Genomic DNA, 13594 nt, shown 5'->3' with positions numbered 1-13594 from the left:
GCGTCAACATTGACTGCATTCACGCACGGCACGTTCACGCCGCATTGACGGTACAGCTCAACAAGACAGATCGCAATGACGCCTACGGTATCGCTCAGCTGGTGCGTAGCGGTTGGTATCGACCTACACATGTCCGGAGTCTGGAGTGTCATCAGATGCGACTCATGCTCACTGTAAGGGAAAAACTCATCGGTCTGCGTACGGCGACAAATAACCAGATTCGGGGGCTGCTGAAGACCTTTGGGGTAGTCCTGGGGACAGGGAAAAATCGGGTATTTGAGACAAGCGTACAGGACGCCGATCCGTTACGCGACGGCATAAAGCCGGTGATTGGGATACTCCTTGATACATGGCGCCACTTGACGACCAAAATCCGTGAGCTTGACCGAAACATTCAACGTCAGGTCAACCAAGACGCCGTATGCCGGTTACTCATGACCGTTCCGGGTGTGGGTGTCATTACTGCAGCGAGCTTCAGAACAGCAGTGGATGATCCATCACGGTTCAAGCACGTCAGTGACATTGGCCCGTTCCTCGGGCTAACGCCGCGAAAATATCAGTCCGGCGAGGTTGACCGCAATGGCACGATCTCCAAACAAGGAAATCGGCAAACGCGATCTATGCTCTACGAGGCGTCACTGGCACTGCTGAAAAGATACGGGAAAGAAACAAGTTTGGGCAAATGGGGAGCGAAACTCGAACTTCGGATGGGATTGCGAAAGGCTGTTGTTGCGTTGGCTCGTAAGTTGGCCACTGTCCTTTTGAGTATGTGGCGCAGTGGCGAACAGTTCCGTTGCGCTTGAGATCAAGCGCAACGGCTTGGAGAAAAGGGGATATAAGTTGCGATCGAGTTCGTCGCCTTGGCCGATTCCGAGACGCGCTTTGCGCCGCCGTTCAAACGGAAACGCGCGAACCACATAGGAACAGCCTGCGACGTCTGGCAGTATGTTGTGGCGCTCCCATGGTGACCACGAAGACGACAACGACCACTGTTCGCAATTTAATTCTTTAGTCGACGAAATTCTTGACTAGGAGTCGATCAGACGACCACTGTTCGCAATTTAATTCTTTAGTCGACGAAATTCTTGACTAGGAGTCGATCAGACGACAAGCGCGTCTACAGGATCTACCGCGAGCTCGAACTGAATCTGCGGATCAAGCCACGTCATCGTCTGGTGCGCGAGAAACCGCTGCCGCTGGCGGTGCCGACCGCGATCAACCAGAGTTGGTCGATGGACTTCATGCACGACCAGCTTGCCGATGGGCGCAGCATCCGTCTGTTCAATGTAATCGACGACTTCAACCGCGAAGGTCTGGGGATCGAGGTCGACTTCTCGCTGCCTTCCGAGCGCGTGATCCGCTCGCTCGATCGGATCATCGAATGGCGCGGCAGGCCCGAAGCCATCCGATGCGACAACGGCCCCGAATACATCAGCGCAGTGACCTTGGCCTGGGCAGCAAAGCGTGGAATCCGCATCGATTTCATCCAGCCTGGCCAGCCCCAACAGAACGCCTATGTCGAGCGCTACAACAGGACCGTGCGTTACGACTGGCTTGCTCATCACCTGTTCGACACGCTTCAGGAAATCCAGGAATTTGCTACCAACTGGTTGTGGACCTACAATCACGACCGGCCCAACATGGCGCTCGGCGGTATCACGCCGAAACAGAAATTGGCACTTGCCGCTTAACCTCTACTTTTAGCGTGCTCTAAAAATGGGGGGATTACCAGGCCTTGAACGGCGGAACGTACAACACATCGAGCGGATTGCTGGTTACACGGTACTCCGCAGACGGCTATGCAGTTGCACTGAATTACAGTCTCAATGATGGCGCTTGCCAAGAATATGCCCGCTAGAATTCCACCTGCGATGTCCGCTATGGGTCGAGACGGGCCTTTCAAGTGGCCGATGCGACCAGCCGGTGACTGCACGGCATGTGGCAACTTTGCTGCACAAGGCGTGGCATTTTTGCTTTAACGGACGAGGATGGACATGCTCTTGCGAACTTCCGATTCGGTCAAAAGCGGACTTGGTGCGCGACTCCCTGCATTGTGCGCCTAGGATGCGAGATTTCAGCATTGGTCAGGCTTAACACGGGTCCTTCGGGGTCAGCGCGCATCATGCCAGTTCGGCGTGACTTTCGGTGAGCCTTCAGGCAGCAGGGGCAACATAATATTGAGGTTTAATTCTTTTGCTTTCACAATGCGCCAAATTCTTCTTTCTGCCCTCTTCACCGTGGGTCTTGCCGGAGCGGCGACCACCGACAGCGGGCCCACCCGCGTGTTCATTGACAGCGGTGAGCTTCATTATGACGGCGTCCTAGAACAGGACGCCAACGAACGCCTATTCGCCTTGTATGACAGTCTCGGCGAAAAACCCTCGCGTCTCGTCATCACCAGCGTGGGCGGCGACGTCGAGGTCGGTCTCGACCTGGGAGAGTGGGCGTCTGCGAAAGGCCTGGACGTTCGGGTGCCGGCCTACTGCCTGTCTTCGTGCGCTAACTATGTCTTCACCGCAGGCGCGCGCAAGATCGTGGCTCACGATGCGATAGTCGGTTTCCATGGTGGGTTGAGCAGTGCCACGTTTAAGATCGAAGGCGACATGAAGCCGGTTTACGATGCGATGACGAAGGAAGCACAGTCCGCGTTCCTGGCTGATGTCAAGAAGGATTTTCAACCAACACTCGAACGAGAGACTACCTTCTTCAAGCGGATAGGCGTGCGCCAGGAGATCACAACCTATGGGCAGGCGGCGCGCTTCAAGCGGACACTGGAAGGTGCTGACGTCTTCACATTCTCATGCGAAGGCTTTGCCCGATTCGGAGTGGACCGGATCGAGGTGACCGGCGGCGCCTGGCGACCGGAAAGGTCTGGTAAAAGCTTGAAGGCCGTGGTACTCGACGTCGAATAGAAGTACAGCGTACAGGTTCCTTCTTACGTCGAGAATAACCAACCTCGATGCTGAGCAATCTTAATCGTCTGCTTTGGGTCGCAAGCAGACTGACCAGGTAGGTCGTCTGCCAGCCATTAGCAGAAGATTGAATTTACTGAACAGGCGGCACGAAAGATGAAAAGAACTCTTTCGCGACTTACCTTTACTAGCCTCGCGTTAGCCGCGGCGACTACGCTTGCACTACTCTGGGTCAGTGTTGAACGCGTAGGTCCGGAGCAGGTCCAGCATGGAAATCTTTGTGGAGCTCCACGCTTCGATCCTTGCTATAAGCCTGCACTAAAGGGCGGGTTCCCCATCGGGTATCTGTATGATCAGCCAGGCATTTCCGTTGAGGGGAAGCTCGCGTTCATCGAAGACAAGTTATACATCGGTGCACTGTTAGCTAACATCGCTATCTATTTCAGCGCCCTGATGCTAGTTGGTTGGATTGTCAAACGCCGCCGACCGCGTTGACTGACAATTGAGTCCCGTATCGGACCGAAGGACTGGCTTCTATTAAATGACCGAGAACGGCCAGAAGCGGACATTCGTAGCTCGTAGATTAGAACGTCGAAGTGTTCAGTTTGGAACCATGTGAGCCTCGCGAAAATTTCAACTAGATTGCCTGCCACCTTTTAATGGTTACCACCTCGGCCTTTGTGAGTTCTGGAGCGAAAAACAGTTCATTGATAATACGGATTATCATCTAAGGACGGACAAGAGCGAATCGTCCGCATGCCGTCGCCCCGACGGGCAAAGTTATGGATATGACATTACTTCTATAATGTCGAGTTTCAACGCCGTGGTGCGCCGACACAAGTCTCTCTACCTGCTCTTGCCAGCCTTGAAATACTTTCTTTTGCCACGCACACTGCGTTCTTTTGTCCGTCCTTTGCGCCCGCGACGTCGCTGGACCTCGCCATAAGCGATGAAAGCCGCCGCGAGGATGCCGAAAATGACTCCGACGAGAACCGTCAGGTCAACCATCTCGTCGGTAGCGACAAAATTCATGTGCCACTACCCCTTAGACGTAGTGCGTTGCCAATCACCGAGACCGAACTCAGGCTCATCGCAAGCGCAGCGATCATCGGCGATAAGAGCTGTCCGGTAAACGGATAGAGCAGACCTGCGGCCAGCGGAATTCCCATAGCGTTATAAAGAAAGGCAAAACCGAGATTTTGCCTCATGTTGCGCACTGTCTCTAGCGAAAGAAGTCGCGTTCGCGCAATCGCACGCAAGTCGCCTTTGACAAGTGTGACATGGGCTGAATTGATCGCGACGTCAGTACCAGTACCCATCGCAATGCCGACGTCCGCCTTCGCCAGGGCCGGCGCATCGTTGATGCCATCGCCGGCCATCGCGACGACCTTGCCCTGTTGCTGCAGCCGTTCGACCAAGGCGAGCTTGTCCTGGGGCTTGACCTCGCCGTAGACGTCCGAAATGCCGAGCTTCGCTGCGACCGCCTTTGCCGTGGTCACACCATCGCCGGTCGCCATCACCACGCTCATGCCAGCGTCGCGCAGGGTTACCAAGGCTTCCGGCGTCGTCTCCTTGATCGGGTCCGACACTGCGATCAGGCCCACGAGCTTTCCTTGAAGTGCCAGGTACATTACGCTTGCACCGACATGGCGAAGCTCTTCCGCAGCCTTTTGTAGCGGCGTCCAGTCAACCTCCTCGATATCCATGAGCGCAGTGTTGCCCAGTGCGACCCGCTCCCCCTGCACGGTCCCGCGTACTCCGATCCCGCTGGACGATTCAAAGGTGTCGGGTTTGTGCAGCGGCAGATTCCGCCTGCGTGCCTCAGCGACAATCGCATGTGCCAGCGGATGCTCGCTCCCCTGGTCGATACTGGCGGCGATCCGTAGAACATCCTCTTCCTCGAATCCGGGCGCAGCGATCGTCCGGTCGAACGCGGGCTTTCCTTCCGTGAGCGTACCCGTCTTGTCGACAATGATCGTGTCGACCTTCCTCATCGCTTCGATCGCCGCGGCATCGCGGAACAGCACGCCCTGGGTGGCCGCGCGGCCAGTCGCGGCCATGATCGACATCGGCGTTGCGAGTCCCAACGCGCACGGACAGGCGATGATCAGGACCGCTACCGCATTCACGAAACCGTAGACCCAGCTGGGCTCGGGGCCGAACAGACCCCAGCCCAACAGAGTGAACAAGGCAATGGCAACGACGATGGTGACGAAATAGCCGGCGACCACGTCAGCCAGGCGCTGCATGGGCGCCCGCGAACGCTGGGCCTGCGCTACCATCTGCACGATCTGCGACAGCATGGTCTGCGATCCCACGCGCTCGGAGCGGATGACAAGACTGCCGCTCGTATTGATGGTCGCACCGATCACCTTGTCGCCCGGCCGCTTCGTCACCGGCAACGGCTCGCCAGTGAGCATGGCTTCATCCACTGCACTTTCGCCCTCCAGGACCACCCCGTCGACCGGCACCTTCTCGCCAGGCCTGACCCGCAGCGCGTCGCCGATGTGGACGTGCGAAAGCTCGACGTCTTCCTCGGTGTCGTCGGCACGGATCCGCCTGGCCGTTTTCGGTGCCAGACCGAGCAAGGATTTGATCGCCGCCGACGTCTGCGAACGTGCACGCAGTTCGAGGATCTGACCGAGCAGGGTCAGCGAAACGATGACGGCAGCAGCCTCGTAGTAGACGCCGATACGGCCGTGCATCGCGAAATTCGACGGAAACATGCCCGGGAACAGGGTTGCAACCAGGCTGTATCCGTACGCTGCGGCGACCCCGATACTGATCAAGGTCCACATATTCGGACTGCGGTTCTTGAACGACTGCGCGCCGCGGATAAAGAAGGGCCAGCCGGCCCACAGGACCACCGGCGTGCTGAGGACGAGCTCGATCCAGCTCTGGTAGGCAAGCCCTCGGCTGAAGATCCGGTGCCCTGCCATTGCCAGGACGGCGACGACAACGGTCAGCGGCAGCGTCCACCGGAAACGACGACGGAAGTCCGTCAGCTCCGGATTCTCGTCATCCTCCAGCGATGGCAGCATTGGCTCCAGCGACATTCCGCATATCGGGCAATTGCCGGGTGTCGCTTGCTGGATTTCCGGATGCATCGGGCAGGTGTAAATCGTCCCTGGCAGCGCTTCCGGCATAGCAGCAGGACCGCCCTTCTCAATATAGCTGGCGGGGGCGGCGCGAAACTTGTCCATGCATTTCACGCTGCAGAAGTAATAGCTGACTCCTTCGTGCTCGATGCATCGATCCGGCCGGTCAGCAACGCTCATGCCGCATACCGGATCGGTATAGGGCTTATCGGACGATGCAGACGGATGATGCTGGGATGCGCCGGCCTTGCCTGCGTTGGGTTCGGCGTTGCCGGCATGATGCTCGTGCGAGTGGTGACATTCCTGACTCTTCTGCTGGTGACCGGCGTGATTATGCACTTCATTTTTCATGGCAGCTCCAGTAAAACGACTGAGGTGTTCTCGCGCGGCCCACTTGTCGCAGGCAGTGCGCGGCCTGTGATGTCTATCCGTTTTCCTTGGCGTGATTCAGGGAATACCGCGGGATCTCGACCGTAATATCCGTCTCCGCAACGATGGCCTGGCACGACAATCGGGACAAGTGTGCTACGCCCCAAGCCCGGTCAAGCATGTCTTCCTCGTCTTCGCTGGCTTGCGCGAGCGACGGAAAACCCTCCCTTACGATGACGTGACACGTCGTTCAAGCTCCAACCTTGCCGCACGCATGCTCGATGTCGACGTCATTTTCCAGCAATACGTCGCAAATACTGGTGCCGGGAGCGGCTTCGATCGATGCACCGGAAGGCGCGCACTCCGGGTGCGGTAGTACGGTAATTTTAGGCATGTGCCGGCTCCTTTCCGGTACCTGGACTTCGGTATCGACAGAACAGACAGCGTTGCGCCGTTGCCGTCATCCCCGAATCGGGAGGCGTACTCGCTACCTGCTTCGACTGCGCGGAGTCGTGCAGGCCTGTGGCGGACATAACGGCCACGCGTTCGTCTGAACGGTGGAACCCGCGGCGGGTGGACTCATACATAAGATGCCTCCGGAAAGTGGACGATTCCACTGTAAGCCTTCCAATAATGGAAAGGTCAAGCGAATTTTCCGCTCAACGAAGGCACAAGTAGGGGGACGCGCCAGCCAAGTTGAAACGGCTTTGCAGCCGCTTCAACCCTTCCTTCGGTCAGAACTCGTTGTCCTTCCGTTTGTCGCCAGTCATCGGCACGAAGCCGCAGTCCGAGTAGCGCTTGCAGAGCATCTCTCGCATGTCATTGATCCCGTTCTTCTGAACGACCACGATGTTCTCGCAATAGCGCCGCAACCCGTCATGGTTCAGGTCGCTCTTGACCGTGCAGTGCAGGCTCGGTGCAAGGGCACCCAAGTGGTGGTTACTGAACGATCTCAGGAAGACCTGGTTGAACTGTGCCCCGGCCGGCGTCGCCTCGAGCATGGCAATCATTCGTCGTCCGTCAGCCGTGAGCTGGGGCTGATATTGCATGCCGTACCACTCCCTCAGGAAGCGCTGGGCGCGGGCAATCTCCTCGCGCTGCCCGCGGTTCCCCATGCGCGCCATCGACTTGATTTCGTCGTCGCTCGCCTTTGGCGGAGTTGCGTTGAAACCTGGGGTGGGCGATGTGCCTTCCTGGGGAGCGACGACCTGCGCGTCTCGGGTCAGATCCGTGCCGGCGGCCAGTTCCGTCATTCGCAGGGCGGAATAGTGATGATTGATAATGAAGACGAGGTAGTTCTTTTCAAACTGTGCGGTTGCTCCCCTGCCCGGTCCGTCGGCATGGGCCACGCCGATGGCAGGCACGAGCAAGCTCAAGCCAAATGCGAGCTTGCGCCCGAGCGCGCCAATGTTGCCGACACCCGAAGAACGATTGAACTGCTTGGTTGCGGTTTTCATGTTTGCTCCTTTAGACGATACAGAACGATTCATTTAGCCGAGGTGAAGCGGGCGGGACGCCTGCGCCGTACCGAGCAGGCTGCGATTCCTGCCCCCACTAGGAACATCGCGTATGACGATGGCTCCGGCACTGCAACGACAACGTTGTTCGCAGTCGCCCAGTAGACATTTCCTTGCTCGCCTATGGTGCGCAGCGAGACCTCGGTCAGGGGCGCGGTCGACAGGAATCCGAGGAACGACGTTGGCGATGATCCATCGAGCGTATAGCTCGCGATAATTGATCCATCCATTGCCGTTAGCTCGATCGTCCGCCCGGGTACATAACTGCCATAAGCATCGGTCGCAAAGAAGCTGCCGCCAAAGCCGAACACCCCAGGTGAAAATGTGTTGAAGCGCACGACATCCGCAGCAAGCGTCGGCGCCAGGTAGACGTCGCCATCATTCATCACTGGGAAAAAGCCGCCGTCTCCTGGCCCCACGTTGATCCGATACCCGTATGCACCTGCGGTACGTGAGAGCTGGGCTTCCAGTTCGGAGGCCGGCAGGTCGTCGAAGCGATCGGTTCCGGTCGCCGACACTGCCGACAGGAACGACGCCTCATTGGTGAAGATAGTGATGTCAGCACGTGCTGGCATCACAACAGACAATAGAAGAGCTGCCAGCAGAGCCGGCTTAGGCAATGCATTATTGCTTTTCATGTTCTACCTCATTGCTCAGTTGTTGATGCGAACGCCACCGTGCCCGCGCGGATAAGCGCGGACCTGCAGCTTCGTAATTAAGCTGAAACACCTTGCGGCCCTGCACCGTTTGGATAAGTGCGACGCGAAGGCGAGACACAAGGATGGAACGGCATACTGAGCTAAAAACGTGGAGGCGGATCGAGGACGGGAGGAATGAAACTGGAAAAGTCGGTAGGCAAGGAATGCGACCGTTCGGAAGAAGCAGAAGGTGCGCTCAGCGGCGCAAACGATGGAATGGGGGCGTAGGGGACGACGAAGTTCGAACAGCAGAGCGACTTCAATTTGCAACATCTTCCGTCGCTACTTTCTGCCGTGCCGGAGCGCATGTCCTGGCAATCATCTTTCTCAGCCTGGGAATCGAACTGCACTACCTGCAATTGCGCCTTCAAGTTGTGGCATGTAACAGCCGCGGTCGCATACCCATGGTACCCGACCATCAGACACAGCAAACACCAGGCGATTTTGCGGAAGGTGGCAGTCATGCAAAAACTGTAGCATCAGCCTCGATGTACCGTTGTACGATACACATCGGCAAATCATTTCGACGGAAATGCGTGAGGAAGCGATCATTGCGGCGCCGCTGCGTATGCTCGCGGCGCCGTCCCGGCAGCAGCTTACTTACTTGACGCCTTGTGCTTCGCCAGCCACTGGTCGAGCTTCTTGATTTCCTTGGTCTGATCCGAAATGACCTTCTTGGCCATTGCCTGCATCTGCGGATCCTTGCCATTCTTGAGCTGGGCTTTTGCCATGTCGATGCCGGCCTGGTGGTGCGATCGCATCATCATGGCAAAGTCGTGATCGTGATCACCAGTCATCTGCATGCTCGACATCTTCTGGTGCATGGCCTCCATCGACTGCATCATTTCGTGACCAGCCATGTCATGGTGCTGCCCCGCCTGGCCTGACGCGGCGCCGTGCTGCGCGTGTTGCCCTGATTGCGCAAAGGAATTTGCTGACACACCAACGACAAGTGCACATGCACTGGCCATGAGAGCGATACGGGTTTGTACTTTCTTCATACTCGTCTCCTCGAACCAATTGATCAGTGTGCGGCGCCGGAAAACGAACGCGGCACGTCCAGTGCGATTCTGGAATGAGTCCCATGACACATGCTGTGCGCTAACGCACCCTGTCTGTACATCTCTGCAAGTCCGCCATGCCCGGCCGCCTTCGACACGTCATTCGCCGCTGTTCCACGCCTGCCTTTAGTCAGTCTTAAGGCTGCTCCCTGCCAAAATTGTCGTGCTATACTCGCGGCATCTATGAATCGCTCAATCAAGACATTTCTGGTTTGGCTACTGTTGGCCGTACTTCCGCTGCACGCGGTTGCGGCTAGCCGTATGTCGTGCGGGCCGGTTCACCTGCAGTCCAGCCAGAACCTGATCGATGTTGGCGCGCAGTCCCACGAGCACATGGCCGATGCGCACGCTCATCACGGCGGCGAGCATGCAGGCCAACCGGATGACACCCAGGTCGATGCCGATTCGGCAGACTCCAAGGCCGGAAAAAAACCACACTCCACCTGCAGCGCCTGTTCCGCGTTCTGCCTGGGCGCCGTTGCGCCACCCTCCACGCATCTCGCTGTCCCGGCTTTCGATGGCTCCAATGCCATCATCGTCGCGCCTGCGGCCTTCGCCGTAGGCTTCATCCAGGACGGCCCCCAGCGCCCTCCCCGGCACCAATCCGCTTAATCGTAGGAAGAGCTGACCCGCTGTCCTCCAGCGCTGTCGTCATCGCTCTTGAGCACTCGCGCGTGCCTGTGCACGCCCTGTCACCGATTTCGAGGATAACCCATGACCTCCAAGCTTCTGGCCGCCGTTATCGGCGCCGTGCTGGCCCTGCCGATCTACGCGCAGGCCCAGCAATCCCGTCCGTCGGCAGACCCTGCCGACCCCACTGTGGCCGTGCCGCCGACCGTGTACGAATCGGTCATTGCCAGACCTTCGCCGGCGCCGCAAGACGCCCAGACGACGCCTGACAAATCCTGGCGTGCCGCAAACGATGCGGTCGCCGGCGTGCCGGGCCACGCCGGACATGGTGCGCCTGCCAGTGAGCAGAACCACAACGGTCATGGTGCAGCGCCGGCTCCGACAACGCCCGTGGCGCCTGGAAAACCGGCCAATCCTGCGCCTGTCGACCACAGCAAACACCATTAAGCCGAACACATAATGACAACAAAGCTTTCTATTCCCACACTGCGCGCCGTCGCGGCAGGCGCCATGCTCCTCGCGTTGAGCGGCTGCGCGACGTTTTCCAAGGACGGCGGCCTGGATGCCGTCTCAGCCTTGACCGCCGAGCGCACTGGCCAGGATCTTCGCCTCCCCAAGGCGAATGCCGATGGCGCGGCGATCCAGGACGAGCTCAACCAGCTGCTGAAACAGCCGCTTTCCGCCGACAGCGCCGTCCGCATCGCCCTGCTCAACAACCGCGGCCTGCGGGCCTCGCTCACCGAACTGGGTGTCGCCGAGGCAGACTTGGTACAGGCCGGCCGCATGGCCAACCCCGGTTTCAGCTTCAGCCGCATGTCCGGTGGCGGCGAGACGGAGATCGAGCGCAGCGTCATGTTCGATCTCGTCGGCCTGTTGACCATCCCGATCCGCCGCGATATCGAATCGCGTCGCTTCGAGAGCGCCAAGCTGGTTGCGGCAACCGAAGCAGTCCGGCTGGCGGCGGACACGCGCAAGGGCTGGTTCAATGCCGTCGCGGCTGTGCAGTCGGCGCGCTATGCGGAACAGGTCCGCGAGGCGGCCGGGGCGAGTGCCGAGCTGGCGCAACGCATGGCCAAGGTCGGAAACCTGAGTGCCCTCGACCAGGCACGCGAACAGGCATTCTCAGCCGAAGCCGCGACCCAGCTGGCGCGCGCACGCCACAATGCGACGGCTGCGCGCGAGCAGCTTGCGCGGCAGATGGGTGTGTGGAGCGAGAACACGGCGTTCCAGCTTCCGGACAAGTTGCCCGTCCTGCCCGCGGCTCCGCGTGAGGCGGGCAATATCGAGTCGCTCGCCATGCAGCAGCGCCTCGACGTGCGCCTGGCAAAACTCGGCACCGAGTCGACCGCGCGCGCCCTGGGCCTGACGAAGGCGACCGGCGTCATCAACGTGCTCGACGCCGGCTACGTTAACTCGAGCAAGTCCGGTTCGCCCCGTGAGAACGGTTACGAGATCGAGCTTGCCCTGCCGATCTTCGACTGGGGAGGCGCACGTGTGGCAAAGGCCGAGGCGCTGTACATGCAATCCGTGCACCGCACCGCCGACACTGCCATCAATGCCCGGTCGCAGGTCCGCGAAGCCTACTCCGCCTACCGGACCACCTATGACGTAGCCAGGCAGCACCGCGACGAGCTGGTACCCCTGCGGAAGAAGATCTCCGAAGAGAGCCTCCTTCGCTACAACGGCATGCTCATGAGCGTGTTCGAACTGCTGGCCGACGCACGCGCACAGATCGCGGGCGTGAATGCGGCCATCGACGCCCAGCGCGATTTCTGGATCGCCGAAACGGATCTGCAGGCCGCCATCAGCGGCACCGGCGGCTCGTCGATCTCTATGGCTTCTACCGCCACGTCCACCGCAGCCGCCGCGGAACATTAAACAAGGATTACATCAGCAATGAGTTCTCGTCGAGATTTCTTCACTGGCGCAGCCGCCCTCGTCGGCGCCGGACTTGTCAGCCGCGCCGGCGCCGCCACCCTCCCGGAAGCCCCCATCATGACCAGCGCGGCCACGCAGCCGCCACCGCCGCCGCCCAACGGCCGTCCCTACAACCCGGTGGTCACCCTGAACGGCTGGTCCCTGCCCTGGCGCATGAATAACGGCGTCAAGGAGTTCCACTTGATCGCCGAACCCGTGGTGCGCGAGATCGCGCCCGGCATGAAGGCCAACCTGTGGGGCTACAACGGTCAGAGCCCGGGCCCGACCATCGAAGTGGTCGAGGGTGACCGCGTGCGCATTTTTGTCACCAACAAACTGCCGGAGCACACCAGCATCCACTGGCATGGCCAGCGCCTTCCGAACGGCATGGACGGCGTGACTGGTCTGAACCAGCCTGGCATCCAGCCGGGCAAGACCTTCGTCTACGAATTCGTGGCGCGCCGGCCCGGCACCTTCATGTACCACCCGCATGCAGACGAGATGGTGCAGATGGCAATGGGCATGATGGGCTTCTGGGTCACCCACCCGAAGAACCCCGCCCATAACAAGGTCGACCGCGATTTCGTGTTCCTGCTGAACGCCTACGACATCGAGCCGGGCAGCTACACGCCGCGCGTCAACGAGATGCTCGACTTTAATATCTGGACCTTTAACAGCCGCGTGTTCCCGGGCATCGACACCATGAACGTGCGCCAGGGTGACCGCGTGCGCATCCGCGCCGGCAACCTGACGATGACCAACCATCCGATCCACCTGCACGGGCATGAGTTCGAGGTTACGGGCACCGATGGCGGCTGGACCCGTCCGGAGTCGCGCTGGCCGGAAGTCACGACCGACATCGCCGTGGGCCAGATGCGCGCCATCGAGTTCATCGCGGACGAGCCTGGCGACTGGGCCTTCCACTGCCACAAGTCGCACCACACCATGAATGCGATGGGCCACGACGTCCCGACCCTGATCGGCGTGGACCACCGTGGCGTCGCCGAGAAGATCACGAAGCTCGTGCCCGATTACATGGTCATGGGCGAGAAAGGGGGCTCGATGGGCGACATGGAGATGCCGCTCCCGGAAAACACCCTGCCGATGATGACCGGCCAGGGCCCGTTCGGTGGCGTCGAAATGGGCGGCATGTTCACCGTGCTGAAGGTACGCAAGGACCAGAAGCCGGGCGACTACAAGGATCCGGGCTGGTACAAGCATCCTGCCGGCTCCGTCGCCTACGAGTGGAAAGGCGAGCCTCCGGCTGCGGTGCGCAGCCAGAGCGCCGGTGGCCAGGCGATGCCGGCTGCGAAGCCTGCGGACATCGAGGTAACCGTTCGTAAGCCGACTAGCCACCAGGGCCATCACTAACTAAAGTACGACCTCAACCAG

At 59.5% G+C, this 13594-nt stretch carries 11 protein-coding genes and 2 pseudogenes; 7 read left to right on the top strand and 6 right to left on the bottom strand.

Annotated elements, in window-relative coordinates; genetic code table 11:
- The 3 genes and pseudogenes from AB3347_RS18485 to AB3347_RS18475 form a co-directional block, all read left to right on the top strand.
- A partial coding sequence (locus AB3347_RS18485; RefSeq protein ID WP_369093178.1) for an IS110 family transposase occupies window positions 1-803 on the top strand: 803 nt, incomplete at its 5' end.
- Window positions 804-1109: 306 nt separating this feature from the next.
- Window positions 1110-1691, top strand: a pseudogene (locus AB3347_RS18480) (IS3 family transposase); the annotation flags it as partial.
- A 513-nt stretch (window positions 1692-2204) separates the two neighbouring features.
- Complete coding sequence (locus tag AB3347_RS18475) at window positions 2205-2912, top strand: hypothetical protein (RefSeq protein ID WP_369093177.1); 708 nt, start codon at window positions 2205-2207, stop codon at window positions 2910-2912.
- An 846-nt stretch (window positions 2913-3758) separates the two neighbouring features.
- Here the strand turns inward: AB3347_RS18475 and AB3347_RS18470 are convergent.
- From AB3347_RS18470 to AB3347_RS18445, 6 genes and pseudogenes are all read right to left on the bottom strand, one after another.
- Window positions 3759-3944 carry a hypothetical protein gene (locus AB3347_RS18470; protein ID WP_369093176.1) on the bottom strand — a complete coding sequence of 62 codons (186 nt, stop codon included), beginning with the start codon at window positions 3942-3944 and terminating at the stop codon, window positions 3759-3761.
- Window positions 3941-6361, bottom strand: a complete 2421-nt coding sequence (locus tag AB3347_RS18465; RefSeq protein ID WP_369093175.1) for a heavy metal translocating P-type ATPase — start codon at window positions 6359-6361, stop codon at window positions 3941-3943. The genes AB3347_RS18470 and AB3347_RS18465 overlap by 4 nt, the downstream gene beginning before the upstream one ends.
- A gap of 73 nt (window positions 6362-6434) precedes the next feature.
- Window positions 6435-6773 (bottom strand): annotated as a pseudogene (gene fdx / locus AB3347_RS18460) (ISC system 2Fe-2S type ferredoxin).
- 340 nt (window positions 6774-7113) lie between these two features.
- Complete coding sequence (locus AB3347_RS18455) at window positions 7114-7836, bottom strand: DUF305 domain-containing protein (RefSeq protein WP_369093174.1); 723 nt, start codon at window positions 7834-7836, stop codon at window positions 7114-7116.
- Window positions 7837-7865: 29 nt separating this feature from the next.
- Window positions 7866-8534 carry a PEP-CTERM sorting domain-containing protein gene (locus tag AB3347_RS18450; RefSeq protein WP_369093173.1) on the bottom strand — a complete coding sequence of 223 codons (669 nt, stop codon included), beginning with the start codon at window positions 8532-8534 and terminating at the stop codon, window positions 7866-7868.
- Window positions 8535-9190: 656 nt separating this feature from the next.
- Complete coding sequence (locus AB3347_RS18445; protein WP_369093172.1) at window positions 9191-9595, bottom strand: DUF305 domain-containing protein; 405 nt, start codon at window positions 9593-9595, stop codon at window positions 9191-9193.
- 243 nt (window positions 9596-9838) lie between these two features.
- Here AB3347_RS18445 and AB3347_RS18440 point away from each other — a divergent pair, with 243 nt between their 5' ends.
- The 4 genes from AB3347_RS18440 to AB3347_RS18425 all read left to right on the top strand — a co-directional run bounded on the left by AB3347_RS18440 (window position 9839) and on the right by AB3347_RS18425 (window position 13573).
- The gene (locus tag AB3347_RS18440; RefSeq protein ID WP_369093171.1) at window positions 9839-10267 is read left to right on the top strand and encodes a hypothetical protein; all 429 of its coding nucleotides are present in this window, start codon (window positions 9839-9841) and stop codon (window positions 10265-10267) included.
- A gap of 102 nt (window positions 10268-10369) precedes the next feature.
- Window positions 10370-10732 (top strand): hypothetical protein, encoded by a 363-nt coding sequence (locus AB3347_RS18435; protein ID WP_369093170.1) that lies wholly within the window; start codon window positions 10370-10372, stop codon window positions 10730-10732.
- 12 nt (window positions 10733-10744) lie between these two features.
- A complete protein-coding gene (locus AB3347_RS18430) occupies window positions 10745-12163 on the top strand; it encodes a TolC family protein (protein ID WP_369093169.1) in 1419 nt (472 codons plus the stop codon).
- A gap of 18 nt (window positions 12164-12181) precedes the next feature.
- On the top strand, window positions 12182-13573 hold the full coding sequence (locus tag AB3347_RS18425) for a multicopper oxidase family protein (protein ID WP_369093168.1): 1392 nt from the start codon (window positions 12182-12184) through the stop codon (window positions 13571-13573).
- The last annotated feature ends 21 nt before the right edge of the window (window positions 13574-13594 follow it).

The sequence above is a fragment of the Massilia sp. X63 genome, assembly GCF_041023745.1.
Taxonomy (GTDB): domain Bacteria; phylum Pseudomonadota; class Gammaproteobacteria; order Burkholderiales; family Burkholderiaceae_D; genus Telluria.
Note: the sequence above shows the minus strand (reverse complement) of the source record. Positions and strands in the feature narration are given on the sequence as shown.

Bases quoted from the DNA above. Each gene is read 5' to 3' on its own strand.
- AB3347_RS18465 (WP_369093175.1), bottom strand. From the start codon at position 6,361: ATGAAAAATGAAGTGCATAATCACGCCGGTCACCAGCAGAAGAGTCAG.
- AB3347_RS18425 (WP_369093168.1), top strand. From the start codon at position 12,182: ATGAGTTCTCGTCGAGATTTCTTCACTGGCGCAGCCGCCCTCGTCGGC.
- AB3347_RS18450 (WP_369093173.1), bottom strand. From the start codon at position 8,534: ATGAAAAGCAATAATGCATTGCCTAAGCCGGCTCTGCTGGCAGCTCTT.
- AB3347_RS18440 (WP_369093171.1), top strand. From the start codon at position 9,839: ATGAATCGCTCAATCAAGACATTTCTGGTTTGGCTACTGTTGGCCGTA.
- AB3347_RS18470 (WP_369093176.1), bottom strand. From the start codon at position 3,944: ATGAATTTTGTCGCTACCGACGAGATGGTTGACCTGACGGTTCTCGTC.
- AB3347_RS18435 (WP_369093170.1), top strand. From the start codon at position 10,370: ATGACCTCCAAGCTTCTGGCCGCCGTTATCGGCGCCGTGCTGGCCCTG.
- AB3347_RS18445 (WP_369093172.1), bottom strand. From the start codon at position 9,595: ATGAAGAAAGTACAAACCCGTATCGCTCTCATGGCCAGTGCATGTGCA.
- AB3347_RS18430 (WP_369093169.1), top strand. From the start codon at position 10,745: ATGACAACAAAGCTTTCTATTCCCACACTGCGCGCCGTCGCGGCAGGC.
- AB3347_RS18475 (WP_369093177.1), top strand. From the start codon at position 2,205: ATGCGCCAAATTCTTCTTTCTGCCCTCTTCACCGTGGGTCTTGCCGGA.
- AB3347_RS18455 (WP_369093174.1), bottom strand. From the start codon at position 7,836: ATGAAAACCGCAACCAAGCAGTTCAATCGTTCTTCGGGTGTCGGCAAC.